This window comes from Streptomyces sp. NPDC059010, from assembly GCF_042740355.1.
In the GTDB taxonomy this organism is placed as follows: Bacteria; Actinomycetota; Actinomycetes; order Streptomycetales; family Streptomycetaceae; genus Streptomyces.
Genome location: NZ_JBHYJA010000011.1, coordinates 160641 through 180380, shown reverse-complemented (window position 1 = coordinate 180380; position 19740 = coordinate 160641). Strand labels below are relative to the sequence as shown.

Here is a 19740-nt window from a genome sequence, read left to right as displayed (position 1 = left end):
CGTTCCCACTTGGGGCAGGCCGTGGGGGTTTGCGGGGCGGCGGTCGGCGCCGAGGGCGGCCCGGGTCAGCCGCAGCCGCACGACGCGAGTGCCGTGGCCGCTCTGTCCAGGGCCGACTGCGCCGCCCCGGGGTTGGTCGTGTCGGACGCCAGGAACGCGAAGGCCAGGAGGCGGCCGTCCTGGTCGACGGCCGTGCCGGCCAGGGTGTTCACGCCGGTCAGGGTGCCGGTCTTGGCTCGGACGACGCCTGCCGCGCCGTCCGTGTAGCGGCTGGTCAGGGTGCCGGTGAAGCCGGCGACCGGGAGGCCGGTGAGGGTGGGGCGGAGTTCGGGGTGGGCGGGGTCGGCGGCCTTGGCGAGGAGGGCGGTGAGGAGGTCGGCCGTCAGTCTGTCGGCGCGGTCGAGGCCGCTGCCGTCCTTGAAGGCGGAGCCGGACACCGGCAGGCCGAGCCTCTTCAGCTGGGCCCGGATCGCGGCGTCGGCGCCGTCGAAGTCGGCGCGTCGGCCGCCGGCCACGGCGGTGTGGCGGGCCAGGGCCTCGGCGATGTCGTTGTCGCTGTTGGTGAGCATGCGCTCGACCAGGGCGGACAGCGGGGGCGAGGCGACCTCGGCGAGTGAACCGGCCCGGTTGGTGGCCTTGGAGGGGCCGGGGGACGTGGTCCTGATGCCGTGGTCGGCGAGGAAGGACGCGAACTTGGTCGCCGCGTCCTTCGCCGGGTCCGCCACCCGGGGTACCGGGCCTCTGGTGGAGTCGTCGGTGCGGGCCTCGTCGGCCATCAGGGCGGTGACCCGGGCGAGGTTGTCGTTGACCCCGATGCGGTGCAGTTCGGGCCCGGCGTAGAGGGTCGTGTCGTAGGAGAGGGTGACCTCGCGCAGGTTCTGCTTCTTCAGCTTCTTCGCGGTGGCGGCGGCGAGGTCGCGCAGGCTCGCCCAGCCGCCCGAGTCCTCGCGGGCCGTCAGCGTGGGGTCGCCGCCGCCGACCAGGACGAGTTCCCTGGTGTCGGGTTCCAGGGCGGTGCGGGTGGTGAGGCGGTGGTCGGGGCCGAGGGCGGCGAGGGCGGCCGCGGCGGTGGCGATCTTCGTCGTGGAGGCCGGGGTGAGGGCCTTGGCGGCTCCGTCGCCGTAGAGGCGCTTGCCGCTCGCGACGTCCACGACGGCTGCCGTACGCCTGCCGAGTTCGGGTGCGTCCAGCAGCGGTCCCAGGACGCCGCTCAGGGCCTTTGCGTTCGGGGCCGACTTCACGGTGTTGGTGCCGCCGCCGAGGCCGGTGAGGACGGAGCCCGCGCTGGGGGCGGGAAGGGGGGCCGCCGTGGCCGTGTCGGACGTATCGGTATTACGGCCGTGATCTGCGCCACCTGCACGCTCCTGGGCGACCGCCCGGTCCCGCTCGGCCGTACGCTGACCGGTGGAGTCCCAGGGACCGGCGGTGGTCACCACTCCGGCGGCCAGTGCCAGTCCGGCGGTGGCGGCGCCCGCGGTGTACTGCCAGGTCTTCGGCTTGCGTGTCCGCGCGGCCTGCGGGGAGACGGCTCGTGCGAGCCGTGCCACCCGTGGTTTCGCGGCCGTCGCGGCGCGTGCGAGACGAGGGCGTGCGGCCTCCGCGGCCCGTGCCAGACGCGGTCGTACGGCGTCCGCGATCCGCGCCGCATGCGGTCTCGCGGCTCGCCACGGCCTCAGATCTGGCACGACCACCAGCCCCTTTCGCGATCACACACCTGCGTGAGGGACACTTAACCACCAGAACTATGTGCTGATCATGGAGGAGCCACCGGTGGAGTTCGACGTCACGATCGAGATTCCGAAGGGTTCGCGGAACAAGTACGAGGTGGACCACGAGACCGGTCGGATCCGCCTGGACCGTCGACTCTTCACCTCGACCGCCTACCCGACCGACTACGGCTTCGTCGAGAACACCCTCGGCGAGGACGGCGACCCGCTGGACGCGCTGGTCATCCTGGACGAGCCGACGTTCCCGGGCTGCCTGATCAAGTGCCGCGCGATCGGCATGTTCCGGATGACGGACGAGGCCGGCGGCGACGACAAGCTGCTGTGCGTCCCGGCGACGGACCCGCGTCAGGAGCACCTGCGCGACATCCACCACGTGTCGGAGTTCGACCGCCTGGAGATCCAGCACTTCTTCGAGGTCTACAAGGACCTGGAGCCCGGCAAGTCCGTCGAGGGCGCCGACTGGGTGGGCCGCACCGAGGCCGAGGCCGAGATCGAGCGGTCCTACAAGCGCTTCAAGGACCAGGGCGGCCACTGAGACACCCCCTGGCTTCTGGCCGTCCGAACGGGCTGTACGCATGCGCGTGCAGCCCGTTCGTGTGTCTGTGCGCATACTGAGTGACGGCAGGAGGTGTCGTACAGGGAGTGCAACGCACGTGACGGACGCGGAAGACCGCAAGCCGCAGTCGGACGAGGCGAGGATGGCCTTCGCGCCGCCCGCCGGCGTCGAGGTGGCAGACAGCGAATCGGAGACCACGTCCGAGTTCGCGCTGCCCAAGGGGCTGGGCGTGCCACAGGCACCGTCCCACGAACCGGAGGGTTCGGCGTTCAGTACGCCTGCCCTCTACAGCCCCGAGGACGCGCCGGCGTTCACGCCGGCCAATGGCGTCCCGGTGGTGCGGCTGACCAAGGACCTGCCCTGGCAGGACCGGATGCGGACGATGCTGCGCATGCCGGTGGCCGAGCGGCCCGCGCCGGAGCGGATGCCGAAGGCGGAGGACGAGGGGCCGGCCGTCCCGCGTGTACTCGACCTGACCCTGCGTATCGGCGAGCTGCTGCTGGCGGGCGGTGAGGGCGCGGAGGACGTGGAGGCCGCGATGTTCGCGGTCTGCCGCTCCTACGGCCTGGACCGGTGCGAGCCGAACGTCACCTTCACCCTGCTGTCGGTCTCGTACCAGCCGTCGCTGGTGGACGACCCGGTGTCGGCGTCGCGTACGGTGCGGCGGCGCGGCACCGACTACACGCGTCTGGCGGCCGTGTTCCGGCTCGTGGACGACCTCAGCGACCCGGAGACCCACATCTCCCTTGAGGAGGCCTACGGGCGGCTCGCGGAGATCCGCCGCAACCGGCACCCGTATCCGACCTGGGTGCTGACCGCGGCGAGCGGACTGCTCGCGGGCGCGGCCTCCGTGCTGGTCGGCGGTGATCTGATCGTGTTCATCGCGGCCATGCTGGGCGCGATGCTCGGCGACCGGCTGGCGTGGCTGTGCGCGGGGCGCGGGCTGCCGGAGTTCTACCAGTTCACGGTGGCCGCGATGCCGCCGGCCGCGATGGGGGTCGCCCTGACGCTGGCGCATGTCGACGTGAAGGCGTCCGCGGTGATCACCGGTGGGCTGTTCGCACTGCTGCCCGGGCGGGCGCTGGTGGCGGGCGTGCAGGACGGGCTGACCGGCTTCTACATCACCGCGTCGGCGCGACTGCTTGAGGTCATGTACTTCTTCGTCGGCATCGTCGTCGGGGTGCTGGTGATCCTGTACTTCGGCGTGAACCTGGGCGCCAAGCTGACCCCGGACGAGGCACTGCACGCCTCCCAGAGGCCGTACTGGCAGATCGCCGCGTCGATGCTGCTGTCACTGACCTTCGCGGTGCTGCTCCAGCAGGAACGGTCCACCGTGCTCGCGGTGACCCTCAACGGGGGCGTCGCGTGGGTGGTGTACGGCGCGATGTTCTATGTCGGGGAGTTCTCCGCGGTTGCTTCCACGGCTGCTGCCGCGGGGCTGGTGGGCTTGTTCGGGCAATTGCTGTCGCGATACCGATTCGCTTCCGCGCTGCCCTATACGACCGCTGCGATCGGGCCCCTGCTGCCAGGGTCCGCCACCTATTTCGGGCTGCTGTCGATCGCACAGAACGAACCCAACCAGGGCCTCGTTTCGCTGGCCACGGCCGCCTCTTTGGCCATGGCCATCGCGATCGGAGTGAACCTGGGCTCGGAGATCTCCCGGCTCTTCCTGCGGCTTCCGGGCGGGGCCACGGCCGCCAGCCGTCGTGCGGCCAAGCGGACACGAGGCTTCTGAGTGGCGGATCTCACATACAACGGAACCGTGGACGGCCGGTAGTCGCGGCGCTCCCGGCGCGTGGATTCCAGTGGATTCCATACGCAGACATGTCGCTTTTACCTGATGTGGAAAACCGCCCTCCGTTTACCCTCCGTCACTCCGCTCGATATCCGTCCCGGGTATACGCCTTACCTCGCCGTCAAGCCGTCCCCTAGCCTCCGTAAGGACCACGCAAGACCGTTTTTGAATTCGGGGATGAAACTTGAAAACTGCCATGCCACGAGTCACCAGGAAGGCGTTCGCCACGGTCGCGGCGCTGGCCGGCGCCCTCGCGCTGTTCGGGCCCGCCGCATCCGCCGACGCGGCTTCCCTGAAGGCCGACCGGGCGTCCAAGTGCGGCTCGCTCGACAACGGCGAGCTGTGCCTCTACGGCCCGGAGTCGGTCTCCGGTGACTACACCACCGAGTACTGCAGGACCGGCGGCTCGGGGACGATCAACGTACGGTTCGGCTACCAGATCGACGGCGGAAGCCGGGTCTGGGACGGCTGGGACAACCAGTTCATCGCGGCCGGGAAATGCGGTTCCTTCAAGAGGTACCTCAGCAACCTGGGTTCCGACGACGCCATCCGCGGCATCATGATGACCGACGGAAAGGTCTATGTGACCAGGTGGATGTACGTCGGCTGAGCCGATGTCAGCGGGACCGGCCTTGTCCTGCCGGTCCCGCGGCCGCCCTCGTCAGTAGCCCTGGTTCGGCGGGTACTGCTGGTTCTGCTGGTTGCCGTAGGGCTGCTGCTCGCCGTACCCCTGCGGGTACTGCTGGGCGTACGGCTGCTGCGGGGGCTGGGGGTCGTAGTACTGCTGGTCGTAGCCGTACTGCTGCCCGCCCTGGTCGCCGTACTGCTGGTGGCCCGAATTCCCGTACGGCTGCTGGGGCTGGTCGTGGGACGGGATGCGGCGCAGCTGGGTGGTCGCGTCGTCCATCTGCTGGGGCCGGGTCTGGGCGGGTGCCGGGGTTTCGGCCGCCGCGCGCTTGTTCTTGGCGCGCTCGCGCAGGAACTCGATGAGGATCGGGACCACGGAGACGAGGACGATCAGGACGAGGATCGCCTCGACGTTGGTCTTGATGAAGTCGATCTGGCCGAGCCAGTAGCCGGCGAGGGTGACGCCGGTGCCCCAGGCGACACCGCCGATGACGTTGTACGTGAGGAACGTGCGGTACTGCATGCGGCCGGCGCCCGCCACGATGGGCGCGAACGTGCGCACGATCGGCACGAAGCGGGCGAGGACGATCGCCTTGGGGCCGTACCTCTCCATGAACTCGTGCGCCTTGTCCAGGTTCTCCTGCTTGAAGAGCTTGGAGTTCGGGCGGTTGAAGAGCTTCGGGCCGAGGAACTTGCCGATCATGTAGCCGACCTGGTCGCCGATGACGGCGGCCAGGACGATGAGCGTGCAGACCAGCCACAGGGGCTGGCTGATGTACTGGCCCTGGGCCACGAAGAGGCCCGCCGTGAACAGCAGGGAGTCACCGGGCAGGAACGCGAAGAGGCCGGACTCCGCGAAGACGATCAGCAGGATGCCGGGCAGGCTGAAGGTCTCGATCAGATAATTCGGATCGAGCCACTCGGGGCCGAGCGCAAGCGTGGTCACGGGAATGTGGCTCCTGCTGGGTGGGGACGGGCGGGCTGCGGCTGACAGCTCAACGTACCAACGTGGCACTCGCCGCCCAGGTTCCATGGACCCCCTCAGGATGCACTGTGGCCCTGCTGGGACAAAGCTGTGAGCCATGGGCATCGACGAATACGGCGGCGGCCAGGGGCCCCAGCCAGACGTTCTGGTAGTGACCACGAACGACGTTCCCGGATACCGGGTCACCGAGGTGATCGGCGAGGTCTTCGGGCTGACGGTGCGCTCGCGGCACCTCGGCTCCCAGATCGGCGCCGGACTGAAGTCACTGGTCGGCGGTGAGCTCAGGGGGCTCACCAAGACGCTCGTGGAGACCCGCAACCAGGCCATGGAGCGACTCGTCGAACAGGCACGCGCGCGTGGCGCCAACGGCGTGCTGGCGTTCCGGTTCGACGTGACCGAGGCGGCCGACGTGGGCACCGAGGTGTGCGCCTACGGAACGGCGGTGGTCCTGGCCCGGGAGTGACCCGTACGGGGTCCCGGGCCAGGGGTCACGAGGTGTGCCGGGCGGCGTTCGCCAGGATCGCGTCGTGCAGGTACGCCGCCAGGCCGGTGCGGATGTTGTCGTACATCGCGGTGAACCGCGGATCGGCGACGTATATCTCGCCCAGGCAGGTGTGCATCTCGTGCGAGCAGTCGTAGTACGCGCCGGCGATGAAGCGGCGGTGTTCCTCCGCCGTGTCCATCGCCGCCGGGGAGTCGGCCGGTGTGCCGTCGGTCATCAGGTCGGCCATGCGGCCGTGAATCGCGTTCATCTCCTCGGTGATGCGCTTCCAGTCCTCCTTGGTGTAGGAGGCCGTGCGCTGCTGTGACTGCCGATAGGCGTCGGTCTGCCCCCAGCGCTCGCGCACCTCGTCCTCGTACTGGTCGGGGTCGTAGTCCCCGAACACCTCGAACTTCTCCTCAGGCGTGAGGTTGAGTCCCATCCTGCGTGCCTCCATGGCGTGTTCCACGGCCACCGCCATCTTCTGCAGCTTCTCGATCCGGGCGGTCAGCAGCTCGTGCTGGCGGCGCAGGTGTGCGCGCGGGTCCGCGTCCGGGTCGTCGAGCAGGGCGGCGACCTCTTCGAGCGGGAAGCCGAGCTCGCGGTAGAACAGGATCTGCTGCAGCCGGTCGAGGTCGACGTCGCTGTAGCGCCGGTGGCCCGCGTGGCTGCGCTCGCTGGGCACGAGCAGGCCGATGTCGTCGTAGTGGTGCAGGGTGCGCACCGTCACTCCGGCGAATCCGGCGACCTGTCCCACGGAGTAGCTCACTTCCGCTCCCTTCTCGGTACGCGCTCCACGGTGCGGCCTCACGCGGCGTGAGGTGCAAGTCCGGCGGCACGGTTCTACCGTCGATTACATGCCACTGCATCGAGGGGACAGCGAAGCACCCGACGACAAGGGCGACGGGCGCAGGCTCGCCGTCAACCCGTTCTACGGCGAGGCGAACCCGGCCGGCGGCATGACCCAGGCGCCGCCCAGGCACCGCCTGCCCGACACTCCCCTGCCGCCGTCGACGGCGTATCAGCTGGTCCATGACGAGCTGATGCTGGACGGCAATTCCCGGCTCAACCTGGCCACCTTCGTGACCACCTGGATGGAGCCGCAGGCCGGGATCCTGATGGGCGAGTGCCGCGACAAGAACATGATCGACAAGGACGAGTACCCGCGCACCGCAGAGCTGGAGCGGCGCTGTGTGGCGATGCTCGCGGACCTGTGGCACGCGCCCGACCCGGCGGCCGCCGTGGGCTGTTCGACGACCGGGTCGAGCGAGGCGTGCATGCTCGCCGGGATGGCGCTGAAGCGGCGCTGGGCGCAGCGCAACGCCGACCGGTACCCCGGCGCGCGCCCCAACCTGGTGATGGGCGTCAACGTCCAGGTCTGCTGGGACAAGTTCTGCAACTTCTGGGAGGTGGAGCCACGGCTGGTCCCGATGGAGGGCGAGCGGTTCCATCTGGATCCGCAGGCGGCGGCCGAGCTGTGCGACGAGAACACCATCGGGGTCGTCGGCATCCTGGGCTCGACCTTCGACGGGTCGTACGAGCCGATCTCGGAGCTGTGCGCGGCCCTGGACGCCCTCCAGGAGCGGACCGGGACCGATGTGCCGGTGCATGTCGACGGCGCGTCCGGCGCCATGGTCGCGCCGTTCCTGGACGAGGACCTGATCTGGGACTTCCGGCTGCCGAGGGTCGCCTCGATCAACACCTCGGGGCACAAGTACGGACTCGTGTACCCGGGTGTCGGCTGGGCGCTGTGGCGGGACCGGGAGTCGCTGCCCGAGGAACTCGTCTTCCGCGTGAACTACCTGGGCGGCGACATGCCGACCTTCGCGCTCAACTTCTCCCGGCCGGGCGCCCAGGTCGTCGCGCAGTACTACTCGTTCCTGCGGCTGGGCCGCGACGGGTACCGGGCGGTGCAGCAGGCCTCGCGGGACGTGGCCGCGAAGGTCGCCGACGCGGTGGAGCAGCTGGGCGACTTCCGGCTGCTGACCAGGGGCGACGAGCTGCCGGTGTTCGCCTTCACGACGGCCCCGGAGGTGACGGCGTATGACGTCTTCGACGTCTCCCGGCGGCTGCGCGAGAGGGGCTGGCTGGTCCCGGCGTACACCTTCCCGCCGAACCGCGAGGACCTGTCCGTCCTGCGGGTCGTCTGCCGCAACGGCTTCTCCGAGGACCTCGCCGAGCTGTTCGTGGAGGACCTGACCCAGCTGCTGCCGGAGCTGCGCCGGCAGCCGCACCCCGGGACCCGGGACAAGGGGGCGGCCACCGGCTTCCATCACTGAGGCGGGTCCGGCGGGCTAACGGCTCTGGCGTGCGAACCGGCGTACGGCGAGCGGGAAGAACACGGCCAGGAGCAGCAGCGGCCATACGATCGCCGCCCCGAGGTGCTCCGTGCCCGTGCCGCGGAACAGGTCCCGTACGGCCGTGGCCGTGTGGGACATCGGGTTCCACTCGACGACCGTGCCCAGCCAGCCCGGCATGGCCCCGGGCAGGGCGAGGGCGTTGGACAGGAAGCCGATCGGCCAGACCAGGATCTGCACCGCCTGCACCAGCTCCGGCTTCCCGGCCAGCAGCGCCAGATGGATGCCGATCCACAGCATGGCGAACCGGAACAGCAGGAGCAGTCCCAGGGCGCCCAGGAAGCCCCCGGGGCCGCCGTCGACGCGCCAGCCGAGCGCGAAGCCGACACCCATGAGGACGAGCACGGCCAGCGTCGACTGGAGCATGTCGGCCGCCGAACGGCCCACCAGGACCGCCCCGTTGGCCATCGGCATGGACCGGAAGCGGTCGATCACGCCCTTGTTGAGGTCCTGGGTGACCGCGATCATCGTGCCCTCAAGCCCGAAGGCCATGGTGAGCGCGAGCATGCCGGGCAGCAGATAGTCGAGGTAGTCGCCCTTGACGCCCCGGCCGCCGCCGATGAGGTAGCCGAACATCAGCAGCAGCATCACGGGGAAGACCAGGTTGACCACGACCTGCACGGGCTGCCGCGCCCAGTGGGCGAGTTCGCGGCGGGTCATGGTCCAGGAGTCGGTCAGTGCGTAGGTGTGGGTGCTCACGCGGCCTCCTTGACGCGGTGGTCGTCCCCGGTGAGGTGCAGGAACACCTCGTCCAGCGTGGGCCGGCGCAGCGCGACGTCCTCCGCCTCGATTCCGGCCTCCTGAAGGGCGTGTACGACGCCGGAGAGCGCCGACATCCGGTCGGTGACCGGGGCGCTGAGCAGACGGCGGTCGGGGTCGACGCGCACGTCGTCCTTCGGTACGGGCAGCAGGGCCACGGCGGCGCCCAGTTGACCGGCGTCGCGCAGGACGACGTCGATGCGGTCGCCGCCGGTCAGCGCCTTCAGCTCGTCCGCGGTGCCGTCGGCGATGACCCGGCCGGCGTCGACGACCGAGATGCGGTGGGAGAGTTGGTCGGCCTCCTCCAGGTACTGCGTGGTCAGCAGGACGGTCGTGCCGCCGCCGACCAGGGAGCGGACCGCGGACCAGACCTCGGCGCGGCCGCGCGGGTCGAGTCCGGTGGTGGGTTCGTCCAGGAAGAGCACCTCCGGGTCGGTGATGAGTGAGGCCGCCAGGTCCAGTCGACGTCGCATGCCGCCGCTGTACTGCTTGACCGGCTTGCGGCCGGTGTCCGCGAGGCCGAAGCGCTCCAGCAGCTCGTCGGCCCGCACGCGCGCGTGGCGGGTGCCCAGGTGATAGAGGCGGCCGAACATCTCCAGGTTCTGGTGGCCGCCCAACTCCTCGTCCAGGGCCGCGTGCTGGCCGAGCAGGCCGATGCGCAGACGTACCTCGTACGCCTGGCGCAGCACGTCGTGCCCGGCCACCTCGACGTGTCCGGCGTCCGGCCGCAGCAGGGTGGACAGGATCCGGACCAGTGTTGTCTTGCCCGCGCCGTTCGGCCCGAGCACTCCGTGCACCGTGCCGCGCGCGACCGTGAGGTCGAGCCCGTCCAGTGCGTTCTTGCCGGCTTTGCCGCCGTACTTCTTGCGTGCCCCTTCGACGGTGATCGCCGCGTCGGCCACTGAGAGACTCCCTCGCTAGTCAAACTTGACTACCAGATCGAAGGTAGACCCGATTCGCAGGGTTAGTCAAACTTGATTAGAGGGCGTCCCCGGGGTGGGACTCCCCCGTCGCGTACGGGTTCTCCTCGCCCTCGGCCAGCACGCCGACGAACGGGTCGCCCTCGTCGACGAAGGTGTAGGCGCCCCTTTCGAGCCGCTCGATCAGCCCGACGGTCCACTCCCGCTCGGAGTCCGCCGTGTGGACCCACATGTTCATGATCTCGCCGATGTGACCGAGCTGCTCCGGCCCGTCCTCGGGCACGTAGTGGGCCACGACGGAGGCCCGCCACTCCTCGATCCGCCGGGTCCGCTCCTTCAGCAGCGTCACGGTCTCGGCCCTCGGCAGGTCGACCATGAAGCCGAGGGCGGCCGTCTTCACGTCGCCCCGCTGGTCGTACGTGACCAGCGCGTCGCGCAGCAGCGTGAGGTACTCCTCGGTGCCCTTGTCAGTGAGTTCGTACTCCGTGCGCGGCGGCCCTCCGGCCGTGGACGGGGCGATCTCGTGCGCGTGCAGCAGCCCTTGCTTGGCCATCTGTTTCAGGGCGTGGTAGATCGAGCCGGGCTTGGCATGGGACCACTCGTGCGCGCCCCAGTACTCCAGGTCGTTGCGCACCTGATAGCCGTGGGCACGGCCGTGCATCCGGACCGCGCCGAGCACTAGGAGACGGATTGCTGACATACGGTCCAGATTAGGGCCGCGCCGGACCGGGACCGAGGTCAGCCCCGGTGGAACGCGGCCCCGGGCCGCTCAGAACGGGAAGCCGCTCCGGCCGTGCTGGACCGAGATCCACTTGATCGTGGTGAACGCGTCCAGCATCGTCTCGCCGTTCAGCCGGCCGAGGCCGGAGTGCTTCTCGCCGCCGAAGGGCACGATCGGCTCGTCGTGGACGGTGCCGTCGTTGACGTGGAACATGCCGGTGTCGATCTGCTTGGCGAAGGAGACGCCGCGCTCGATGTCACCGGTGTGGACGGCTCCGCTCAGGCCGTACGGAGTGTCGTTGACGAGACGTACGGCCTCCTCCTCGCCGTCGAAGGTGGCGAGGAAGGCCACGGGGCCGAAGACCTCCTGCCGGAGGAGCGGCGAGTCGGCGGGGAGGCCGGTCAGGACCGACGGCTCGACCAGGTTGTCCGTCGTCGTGCCGTGCACCAGGGCCGTCGCGCCCTCGGCGATGGCCTGCTCGACGGCGGCCGAAATGGAGTCCGCCTGGGAGGAGTTGATGACCGGGCCGATCACCGTCTCGGGGTCGCGCGGGTCGCCGGCCTTGAGCGACTTCACCTTGGCGACGAACTTCTCGGTGAACTCGTCGGCGACCGAACGGTCGACCAGGACACGGTTCGCGGCCATGCAGACCTGGCCCTGGTGGACGTACCGGCTGAAGACCGCCGCGTCGACCGCGTAGTCGATGTCGGCGTCGTCCAGGACCACCAGCGCGCTGTTGCCGCCGAGTTCGAGGACGGAGCGCTTGAAGTGCGAGGCGCAGACGGTGGCGACGTGGCGGCCGACCTTGTCGGAGCCGGTGAAGGAGATGACCTTCGGGACCGGGTGCTCGATGAAGGTGTCGCCTATCTCGGCGATGTCCGTGATGACGACGTTGAGCAGACCGGCGGGCAGACCCGCGTCCTCGAAGATCTTCGCGACCAGGGAGCCGCCGCAGATCGGCGTGTTCTGGTGCGGCTTCAGCACCACGGCGTTGCCGAGCGCGAGCGCCGGGGCGACCGACTTGAGGGAGAGCAGGAAGGGGAAGTTGAAGGGGCTGATGACGCCCACGACGCCGACCGGGACACGGTAGACGCGGTTCTCCTTGCCGTCCGTCGGGGACGGGATGATCTTGCCCTCGGGGCGCAGCGCCAGATGGACCGCCTCGCGCAGGAACTCCTTGGCGAGGTGGAGTTCGAAGCCCGCCTTCAGCCGGGTGCCGCCGAGCTCGGCGATGATCGCCTCGGCGATCTCCTGCTCGCGGTCCTCGATCAGCCGCAGCGCCTTCTCGAAGACGGCACGGCGGGCGTACGGATTGGTGGCGGCCCACTTCTTCTGGGCGCGGGCGGCGGCCTGGTAGGCGTCGTCGACCTCGTCGACCGTGGCTATGGTGATCGACGCGAGCTTCTCGCCGTCGTACGGATTGAAGTCGATGATGTCCCAGGAACCGGTGCCCGGGCGCCACTCACCGTCGATGTACTGCTGGGCCAGTTCGGTGAAGTAGGACGACATGTGATCCCTCAATCCCTCACGGTCTGATCACACGTCATCGTACTTGTGTTTCAAGAGAGTTGAAGGAGTCCCCGGAGAAGATCCCGGCTCTCGTCCGGACCCGGACTGTCCTGCTGGAGCTCCTTGAGCGCCTTCTCGTACTGGGCGACGTCCTCGTGCTTGTCGAGGTAGAGCGCGCTGGTGAGCTGTTCCAGATAGACGACGTCGGAGAGGTCCGACTCCGGGAAGCTGAGGATGGTGAAGGCGCCGGACTCACCGGAGTGTCCGCCGAAGCTGAACGGCATGACCTGCAGCCGTACGTTCGGCTGCTCGGAGATCTCGATCAGATGCTGGAGCTGACCGCGCATCACCTCGCGGTCGCCGTAGGGGCGGCGCAGGGCGGCCTCGTCCAGGACGATGTGGAACTCGGGGGCGTTCTCCGAGACGAGGTACTTCTGCCGCTCCAGGCGCAGCGCCACCCGCTTCTCGATGTCGGACCTGCTCGCGCCCTTCATGCCGCGCTCGACGACCGCGCGCGCGTACGCCTCGGTCTGCAGCAGGCCGTGCACGAACTGCACCTCGTACGCGCGGATGAGGCTGGCCGCGCCCTCCAGACCGACGTAGGTGGGGAACCAGCTGGGCAGGACGTCCGAGTAACTGTGCCACCAGCCGGCGACATTGGCCTCGCGGGCGAGGGAGAGGAGCGAGTTGCGCTCCGCTTCGTCCGTGATGCCGTACAGGGTCAGCAGATCCTCGACGTCACGCGTCTTGAAGCTCACCCGGCCCAGCTCCATCCGGCTGATCTTCGACTCGGAGGCACGGATCGAGTAACCCGCAGCCTCGCGCGTGATCCCGCGCGCTTCCCGCAGTCGCCTCAGTTGCGAGCCGAGCAGCATGCGCCGCACCACCGATCCGGGCTCTCCCGCGCTCACGTTCGCCAGCCTCCCCAACCGTCTTCAGGGCCCGCAGTCTGCCACTAAATCACTTCGAGCAGTACTCGTCCGATTACAGAGATGGAAAGAAGACAAAGATTCCTCTCAGGAGAGGGTGACGGACGGGCAAGGAGAGGGCGAGAAGTTGGCGGAAAAAATGGCCAACAAGCGGTACGGGAACGTCCAATTCGGTCAGGTGCACGTGCATCTGCCCTTGCATCTGCTCTGCGCATCAGAAACCATGGTCCCGCGCAACCGCTGCATCGCAACGACCGCGAATTCCCGGGAGTGCCTCGCATGGGGACGAATGGATCGACCATGCTCAAGCCGTTACGGCAGGGCCTTCCACCGCTGGATCCCGCAGCCGTGTCCAACGCCGCCTCCTGCGCTCTGCCCGCCCGCTACGAAGCGGTGCGTGAGGCGCGGAAGTTCACCCGGCGCACCCTTGACCAGTGGGAACTGGGATACCGCTTCGACGATGTCTGCCTCGTGGTCTCGGAGCTCGTGACCAACGCGCTGCGCCACGCGCTGCCGGCGAACGCGCCGCGCCTGGCCGACCAGCCACCGCCGGTACGGCTGCATCTGATGCGGTGGACGGAGCGGCTGGTGTGCGCGGTGCGCGATCCCAGCCATGACAGCCCGGTCGCACGCGACTCCGACGACTTCTCCGCGGAGTCGGGGCGAGGACTGTTCCTCGTCGACTCCTTCAGCGACAGCTGGGGGTGGCATCCGATGGCGGGGACGCTGAGCGGGAAGGTGGTCTGGGCGCTGTTCCGGCTCCAGGGCCCGTCGGCGACCGCCTCGGCCTCGACCCCCACGGAATGACGAACCCCGGCGCTTGTCCACGCCGAAGTTCTACGCGCGTTACGGTGGGCGATGAGGGCGTTACGGTGCGGAAGGCGCCGTTTGCCCGGGCCGCTGACCCGGCCTTTCAGCCTGCGACCAGGTGGTCGAACTCGCCGTCCTTGATGCCCAGGAGCATGGCCTCGATCTCGGCCCGGGTGTAGACGAGGGCCGGGCCGTCCGGGAAGCGCGAGTTGCGCACGGCCACCTCACCCCCGGGGAGCCGGGCGAACTCCACGCAGGAGCCCTGGGAGTTGCTGTGCCGGCTCTTCTGCCAGGCGACCCCGGTCAGAGCCGTGGCTGCCATGCCGTTGTACACGTCGTGGTCCACAGGTCGCTCCCCGGTGGTGCGGTGGCTTCGAGGCCATTGATGCGAGAGGTGATGCAGTGGTCGTGCAGAGGTCAACTGCTCCCGGATCATAGCTCTGTTTCACGTGCACCTACATGAGCAGATGCACGTGCACGCGGGGTGTTCCTGCGGTTACTCCTGTGACGTACGCGGCCCTACATGCGTTCCAGCGCATGCCCCAGAGATCGCATCACATGCGTGCGCCCGTCGCGCGTGGATGGATTCCCTCGTGCACTAGGAAGAGACGCGTTCCGCGCCTTTGTTGTTCCAAACTCCAAGTGCCGTTCCGATTGGCGGAGTTGGTCAATGCAGCGCAGGGCATGCGCAAGGGTCAGCGGCTCGCGTACGGCAGCAGGGCCATTTCGCGGGCGTTCTTGATCGCCTTTGCCAGTTGGCGTTGCTGCTGAGCCGTCACCCGGGTGACCCGGCGACTGCGGATCTTGCCGCGGTCGGAGAGGAAGCGGCGCAGCAGGTCGGTGTCCTTGTAATCGATGTAGGTGATGCCGGACTGGTCCAGGGGGTTGGGGCGGGGCTTGATCGGCTTGCGGGCGGGGGTGCGGGGCACTGTCAGACCTCCAGGAGGGTGTCGAAGGCGGGCGGGAGTCGTTTCCAGGCGGCTCGGCCCGCGGCGTACTCGGCGTCGGTGAGGAGGCAGGACTCCAGCAGGTGGCACAGGCCGTCCCGGTCGAGGCCGGGGGACGTGAAGACCAGGTGCTGGCAGCAGTCGCCGTGCTCGGGGTGCCAGTCCAGCGCGGCGGCGGCCCGGCGGACCGGCGGGACCATGTCCCAGGCCGCGTCGGGGAGCGAGGCGAGCCAGGGGCCCGCGCTCTCCACGCAGAGGGCGCCGCCCGCCGCGTCCCAGTGGAGCAGGACGTCGGGCTTGTCGGCGAGCCAGAAGCGGCCCCGGCTGCGGGCCGCCGCGCAGGTGATGTCCTCCAGGGCGTCGTACAGCCGCTCGGGGTGGAAGGGCCGGTCACGGTGCCAGACCAGGGTGGACACACCGTGCGCGTCCGCCTCGGCGGGGAGCAGGGCGCACGCCGGGTGCTGGGCCGCGGCGGCCGATTCGACGTCGAAGCCGGCGAGAGCGGCCTGGGCGAGCGGGGAGAGGGGGAGACGGCGCGGGGCGGGCACCGTCAGGTCGTCGGCAGGTGCGGTCGTGGGGGTGGTGTGAGTGGTGTGGGGGGTGTGGGTGATCGGGATCTGGCGGGCCGTGGGGTGGAGCTGGGCCAGCAGTTCGCGGTCCTCGTCGTCGGCCTCCGGGGAGTCGGCGACGGCGAGGACGGGGGCGTATTCGAGCTGGCGGGCGAAGGTGTCGGCGACCGTGCGCTGGTCCGTCGCCGCGGCGGCCAGGCCCCGTTCGGCCAGGTCGTCGCCGTTGCCCAGATAGGGAAGGACCAGCGCCGGGTCCACCGCGGTGATCACGCCGGTGAGCGTGAGGCCGCCCGCCGTGACCACCTCGGCCATCGCCTTCGGCTCCACCGATTCCCACAGCTCGACGATCGCCATACGGGTGGCGCCCGCGTCCCGGATGCTGCGCAGTTCCGGCACCAGATCCTCGCGCAGGGCGCAGCAGGCGCAGTCGTTGACCAGGGGTGTCTCGCCCGCGCTGATGATGCCGGCGGCGTCCCGGATGGTCCGTACGACCGTGCCGGCCGCCGCCGTCCCCAGGTCGTGGTGGAGTACGACACTGTCGGGGACGTCGGCGAGCAGCCGGGCCACGGCCGCCTTGCGGGCGTCGGCGTGCAGTCCGCCGACGATCACGACGGAGAGCTCGGGCACGTCGTCAGCCCTGCTTTCCGTAGCGGCGCTCGAAGCGCTCGACGCGGCCGGCGGTGTCCAGGACGCGGGCCGTGCCGGTGTAGAAGGGGTGGCTGACGTTCGAGATCTCGACGTCGACGACCGGGTAGGTGTTGCCGTCCTCCCACTCGATCGTCTTCCCGGCCGGTGCGCCGGCCAGCGTCGAGCGGGTCAGGAAGGCGTGGTTCGCGGCGCGGTCGCGGAAGACGACGGGGCCGTAGGCGGGGTGGATTCCCTTGCGCATGGCGGGGCTCAGCGCTCCTCTCGGAAGTCGACGTGGCGGCCGGCGACCGGGTCGTACTTGCGCAGGGTCATACGGTCCGGGTCGTTGCGGCGGTTCTTGCGGGTCACGTAGGTGTAGCCGGTGCCGGCGGTGGACCGGAGCTTGATGACCGGGCGGAGTTCGTTGCGTGCCATGCTGCTATCTTACTGAAAATGAATTCCATTAACAGAAGCCAGCGAGGAGAGGTTCGTCACCTGTGTCCGCCCACTGCATGCTGACCGGCGCCCGGCCCGGGTTCGGCAAGTCCATTTCCCACTCGCACCGGCGGACCTCCCGCCGCTTCGACCCCAACATCCAGAGCAAGCGCTACTGGCTGCCCGGCGAGGGCCGGTATGTGCGGCTGCGGCTGAGCGCCAAGGGGATCAAGACCGTGGACGCGATCGGCGTCGAGGCCGCCGTCGCCCGTATCCGCGCCCGGGGAGTGAAGGTCTGATGGCCAAGAAGAGCAAGATCGCGAAGAACCAGCGGCGGCAGGAGGTCGTCGCCCGGTACGCCGCGCGGCGCGCCGAGCTGAAGGAGATCATCCGCAGGCCGTCCTCCAGCGACGCCGAACGGCTCGCCGCCCAGCGCGAGTTGCGCAACCAGCCGAGGGACGCGAGCGCCACGCGCGTACGCAACCGGGACCAGGTGGACGGGCGGCCCCGCGGGTACTTCCGCGCCTTCGGGCTGTCCCGGGTGTCGCTGCGGGGGCAGGCGCACGCCGGGTATCTGCCGGGGGTGCGCAAGGCGTCCTGGTAGAGCGGCCCGTAGGCCCTGGGGCCCGGACAGGACTCCCTGGTAACTTGCTGCGGTCGTTTCGGTCCGGGTGGCCGGATCGGCCCGTATGCCGACCGCTACAGCTTGGGAGCTTCCAGTGACCTCGGCGACTTTCTCGCGCACGCGCACGATGTCGGGCCGGCGGATGCGGGGTGCGGCCGCGGCCGTGTCCCTGGCGGGCGCGCTCGTCCTCACCGCGTGCAGCGGTGACGGCGGCTCCGACTCGGACTCCGGCTCCAAGGACGGCTCGACCGGTGCCAGTGCCTCCGCCGGCGCCGACACGGGCGGAGGCACTGGCGGAGGGTCCGGCTCCACCGCCGCCGGCCTGGAGGGCAGCTGGCTCGCCACGGCCGAAGGCAAGGCCGTCGTGCTCATGATCCACGGCAAGGAGGCCGCGCTCTTCGCGACCGGCGGGACCGTGTGCAACGGGACCGCCGCCGAGGAGAGCGGGATGCGGATGATCCGCCTCAAGTGCCCCACCGGCAGCAAGGACCGCACGTCCGGGATGGTCGACTCCGTCGGCAAGACGTCACTGAAGGTGACCTGGGAGGGCGGCGTCGGCGCCGAGTCCTATGTCAAGGGTGACGGCGCGAAGCTGCCTACGGGGCTGCCCACGGCCGGTCTGGGATCGTGATGTCCGATCGGTGCCACTCCGGTCACCGACGTCACTCCCAGAGGACCCCATGCGCACCACTTCCGTCCCCGCCGCCGCCCTCGCCACCCTCGCCGCGGCCCTTGTCCTGACTTCCTGCGGTGACGGCGGGGACGGTGGGAACGGGGGCAACGGCCAGGACGGCAAGGCCGGTTCCGCCTGCCGGATCAGTGAGATGGACGTGCAGGTCGGGCCCGCCAACGCCGCCCCGGCCGCCGGGGACACCGGCAACCTGCCCGTCACCCTCACCAACCGCAGCGGCGCCGGGTGCACCCTGGACGGGCTGCCCACCGTCGAGTTCCACGCCCGCGGCGCCTCGACCACCGTCAAGCCCCACGAGGCCGCCGACGCACGGAAGACGACCCTCGCCAAGGAGGGCGTCACGTCCTTCACCCTGACCTATGTCCGGGGCGAGGGGGGCGGCACCAAGAGCCTCGCCGTGGGCACGGCACGGATCTATCTGCCCGGGTCCACCGAGGCACACGGCTTCAAGTGGTCGTACGGCGATGTCGCGCTGAAGAGCGACGGAAAGACCCCGGACGCCTCGGTGACCGGGTTCCAGCAGGCCGGCGACTGACGGGCCGGTCCGCGGTGGTCAGCGCAGCGGCCGGCGGGGCTTGACCTGGGCCCGGTCGGCCGCCTCCGCGCCCTCCACCCAGCCCGCCTCGTCGCTGACTCCGCGCAGGCGGGTCGTGGTCGTCTCCGGGAACATCCGGTCCAGGCGGTCGGTGACCGCGACCTCGCGGGTGGCGAGGACCGGGAGCAGGTCCTGGGTCACCTGCGTCCGGGCCGCCGCCGTCAGATTGGTGCCGATGCGGTGGGCGTAGGCCGCCAGGAACGACTGCCGGAAGGTCTTGGTCCGTTTGCGGCCGCCCGCACGCTGCGCCGCCTCCGCCCTGGTCATCGCGGTCTGCGCCTGGACAAGGAGTGAGGTGTAGAGGAGCTCGACCACCTCCATATCGGCCTCGAAACCGACGACCGTGGAGAAGCCGAACGCCTCGTTCCACACGGCACGGCAGTGGTTGGCGCTCGCGACCGCGTCCAGCAGGACGGCCTTCGCCTGCTCGTACGGCGGCTCCACCCCGATCCGGCAGGCGCCGGGGGTGTCGTGCGACGGTGCCCGCGCGTCCAGCAGCGCCTCGTCGACGCTGTGCCGGGCCATCAGCTCCTGCGCCTTGGCGGTGAGCGCCTCCGCCTCCTCGGGGAAGCCGGTCGCCTCCGCCTTCGCCAGCAGCGCACGGATGCGGGTGAGCATGCGGGACTCGGGCCTTGAGGACTTGGCGGCCGGTTCCGCCGCCTCCTCCAGGGGTTCCAGCGTGGGCAGGCGGAGCAGCAGGCGGTAGAGCTCCAGGACCGCGGTCGCGTGCGAGAAACGGTCCGTGCGGGGCGCGGCCTCGGTGGGCAGGTCGGCGAGCTGGGCCTGCCAGCGCGGCCCGCGGGGGCGGTCGTCCGGTCGCTGGTCGCGGATCAGCGCCGCGAGCAGTCGTATGTGTACGTCGTCCAGGTCACGGCGTGCGAGCCGCATCACGTCCGCCGGCTGCCAGCCGCGCCGCCAGGCCGCCGCCACGAACTCCCGGCCGCGCCGGGCGAGTTCGGCGTCCGCCCCGGGGTCGGCGGCGAGGAGTGAGGCACCGGCGTCGAGGGCGGTGTGGCCGGTGTCGTAGAGGGCGGCCTCGAAGGCGCGGTCGACTGTGCTGGACGTACTCACCAAG

The 19740-nt window shown here is 69.9% G+C and carries 24 protein-coding genes; 10 read left to right on the top strand and 14 right to left on the bottom strand.

From position 1 onward, the window contains the following. Positions 1-65: 65 nt before the first annotated feature. Positions 66-1691, bottom strand: a complete 1626-nt coding sequence (gene dacB / locus ACFWYS_RS14245; protein ID WP_384767238.1) for a D-alanyl-D-alanine carboxypeptidase/D-alanyl-D-alanine-endopeptidase — start codon at positions 1689-1691, stop codon at positions 66-68. Between the two features lie 79 nt (positions 1692-1770). On the opposite strand from dacB, the gene ACFWYS_RS14240 reads away from it, so the two are divergent. The 3 genes from ACFWYS_RS14240 to ACFWYS_RS14230 all read left to right on the top strand — a co-directional run bounded on the left by ACFWYS_RS14240 (position 1771) and on the right by ACFWYS_RS14230 (position 4688). Next, entirely contained in the window at positions 1771-2262 is a 492-nt protein-coding gene (locus ACFWYS_RS14240) for an inorganic diphosphatase (RefSeq protein ID WP_015658794.1), read from the top strand. A 118-nt stretch (positions 2263-2380) separates the two neighbouring features. Further along, positions 2381-4018, top strand: coding sequence for a threonine/serine exporter ThrE family protein (locus ACFWYS_RS14235; RefSeq protein WP_384767235.1), 1638 nt, complete (start codon positions 2381-2383; stop codon positions 4016-4018). A gap of 256 nt (positions 4019-4274) precedes the next feature. Continuing rightward, a complete protein-coding gene (locus ACFWYS_RS14230; RefSeq protein WP_384767232.1) occupies positions 4275-4688 on the top strand; it encodes a hypothetical protein in 414 nt (137 codons plus the stop codon). Between the two features lie 51 nt (positions 4689-4739). On the opposite strand, the gene ACFWYS_RS14225 is transcribed toward ACFWYS_RS14230, so the two are convergent. Beyond that, a complete protein-coding gene (locus ACFWYS_RS14225; protein ID WP_384767229.1) occupies positions 4740-5651 on the bottom strand; it encodes a DedA family protein in 912 nt (303 codons plus the stop codon). A 136-nt stretch (positions 5652-5787) separates the two neighbouring features. Between ACFWYS_RS14225 and ACFWYS_RS14220 the strand changes: the two genes are divergently transcribed. Further along, positions 5788-6153 carry a YbjQ family protein gene (locus tag ACFWYS_RS14220; protein ID WP_384767227.1) on the top strand — a complete coding sequence of 122 codons (366 nt, stop codon included), beginning with the start codon at positions 5788-5790 and terminating at the stop codon, positions 6151-6153. A gap of 25 nt (positions 6154-6178) precedes the next feature. On the opposite strand, the gene ACFWYS_RS14215 is transcribed toward ACFWYS_RS14220, so the two are convergent. Continuing rightward, positions 6179-6940: a MerR family transcriptional regulator gene (locus tag ACFWYS_RS14215; RefSeq protein ID WP_384767224.1), complete on the bottom strand. Its 762-nt coding sequence runs from the start codon at positions 6938-6940 to the stop codon at positions 6179-6181. An 88-nt stretch (positions 6941-7028) separates the two neighbouring features. Here ACFWYS_RS14215 and ACFWYS_RS14210 point away from each other — a divergent pair, with 88 nt between their 5' ends. After that, entirely contained in the window at positions 7029-8450 is a 1422-nt protein-coding gene (locus tag ACFWYS_RS14210) for a glutamate decarboxylase (RefSeq protein WP_384767221.1), read from the top strand. Positions 8451-8465: 15 nt separating this feature from the next. Here the strand turns inward: ACFWYS_RS14210 and ACFWYS_RS14205 are convergent, their stop codons facing one another. The 5 genes from ACFWYS_RS14205 to ACFWYS_RS14185 all read right to left on the bottom strand — a co-directional run bounded on the left by ACFWYS_RS14205 (position 8466) and on the right by ACFWYS_RS14185 (position 13312). Further along, positions 8466-9188, bottom strand: coding sequence for an ABC transporter permease (locus ACFWYS_RS14205; protein ID WP_384767426.1), 723 nt, complete (start codon positions 9186-9188; stop codon positions 8466-8468). 35 nt (positions 9189-9223) lie between these two features. Further along, complete coding sequence (locus ACFWYS_RS14200; protein WP_384767218.1) at positions 9224-10189, bottom strand: ATP-binding cassette domain-containing protein; 966 nt, start codon at positions 10187-10189, stop codon at positions 9224-9226. A 76-nt stretch (positions 10190-10265) separates the two neighbouring features. After that, entirely contained in the window at positions 10266-10907 is a 642-nt protein-coding gene (locus ACFWYS_RS14195; protein ID WP_384767215.1) for a PadR family transcriptional regulator, read from the bottom strand. A 69-nt stretch (positions 10908-10976) separates the two neighbouring features. Further along, positions 10977-12437, bottom strand: a complete 1461-nt coding sequence (locus ACFWYS_RS14190; protein WP_384767212.1) for an aldehyde dehydrogenase family protein — start codon at positions 12435-12437, stop codon at positions 10977-10979. A 50-nt stretch (positions 12438-12487) separates the two neighbouring features. Further along, positions 12488-13312, bottom strand: a complete 825-nt coding sequence (locus ACFWYS_RS14185) for a helix-turn-helix domain-containing protein (protein ID WP_384767423.1) — start codon at positions 13310-13312, stop codon at positions 12488-12490. 333 nt (positions 13313-13645) lie between these two features. Between ACFWYS_RS14185 and ACFWYS_RS14180 the strand changes: the two genes are divergently transcribed. Beyond that, positions 13646-14173 (top strand): ATP-binding protein, encoded by a 528-nt coding sequence (locus ACFWYS_RS14180; protein ID WP_384767210.1) that lies wholly within the window; start codon positions 13646-13648, stop codon positions 14171-14173. Positions 14174-14279: 106 nt separating this feature from the next. Here ACFWYS_RS14180 and ACFWYS_RS14175 read toward each other — a convergent pair whose 3' ends face one another. From ACFWYS_RS14175 to rpmG, 5 genes are all read right to left on the bottom strand, one after another. After that, positions 14280-14498, bottom strand: a complete 219-nt coding sequence (locus ACFWYS_RS14175) for a DUF397 domain-containing protein (protein ID WP_272125124.1) — start codon at positions 14496-14498, stop codon at positions 14280-14282. A gap of 373 nt (positions 14499-14871) precedes the next feature. Next, a complete protein-coding gene (rpsR, locus tag ACFWYS_RS14170; protein WP_384767207.1) occupies positions 14872-15105 on the bottom strand; it encodes a 30S ribosomal protein S18 in 234 nt (77 codons plus the stop codon). A gap of 2 nt (positions 15106-15107) precedes the next feature. After that, the gene (locus tag ACFWYS_RS14165; protein WP_384767204.1) at positions 15108-16319 is read right to left on the bottom strand and encodes a GTP-binding protein; all 1212 of its coding nucleotides are present in this window, start codon (positions 16317-16319) and stop codon (positions 15108-15110) included. Positions 16320-16323: 4 nt separating this feature from the next. Then, positions 16324-16581, bottom strand: coding sequence for a type B 50S ribosomal protein L31 (locus ACFWYS_RS14160; RefSeq protein ID WP_272125113.1), 258 nt, complete (start codon positions 16579-16581; stop codon positions 16324-16326). 8 nt (positions 16582-16589) lie between these two features. Then, positions 16590-16754, bottom strand: a complete 165-nt coding sequence (rpmG, locus tag ACFWYS_RS14155; protein ID WP_030573688.1) for a 50S ribosomal protein L33 — start codon at positions 16752-16754, stop codon at positions 16590-16592. 62 nt (positions 16755-16816) lie between these two features. Between rpmG and rpmB the strand changes: the two genes are divergently transcribed. The 4 genes from rpmB to ACFWYS_RS14135 all read left to right on the top strand — a co-directional run bounded on the left by rpmB (position 16817) and on the right by ACFWYS_RS14135 (position 18605). Then, positions 16817-17053, top strand: coding sequence for a 50S ribosomal protein L28 (gene rpmB, locus ACFWYS_RS14150; RefSeq protein ID WP_272125117.1), 237 nt, complete (start codon positions 16817-16819; stop codon positions 17051-17053). Then, complete coding sequence (rpsN, locus tag ACFWYS_RS14145) at positions 17053-17358, top strand: 30S ribosomal protein S14 (RefSeq protein WP_384767198.1); 306 nt, start codon at positions 17053-17055, stop codon at positions 17356-17358. The genes rpmB and rpsN overlap by 1 nt, the downstream gene beginning before the upstream one ends. 163 nt (positions 17359-17521) lie before the next feature. Continuing rightward, positions 17522-18010 (top strand): hypothetical protein, encoded by a 489-nt coding sequence (locus ACFWYS_RS14140; RefSeq protein WP_384767419.1) that lies wholly within the window; start codon positions 17522-17524, stop codon positions 18008-18010. 49 nt (positions 18011-18059) lie between these two features. Beyond that, positions 18060-18605, top strand: coding sequence for a DUF4232 domain-containing protein (locus ACFWYS_RS14135; protein ID WP_384767195.1), 546 nt, complete (start codon positions 18060-18062; stop codon positions 18603-18605). Between the two features lie 18 nt (positions 18606-18623). On the opposite strand, the gene ACFWYS_RS14130 is transcribed toward ACFWYS_RS14135, so the two are convergent. Beyond that, positions 18624-19736: a DUF2786 domain-containing protein gene (locus ACFWYS_RS14130; RefSeq protein ID WP_384767192.1), complete on the bottom strand. Its 1113-nt coding sequence runs from the start codon at positions 19734-19736 to the stop codon at positions 18624-18626. Between the last annotated feature and the right edge of the window lie 4 nt (positions 19737-19740).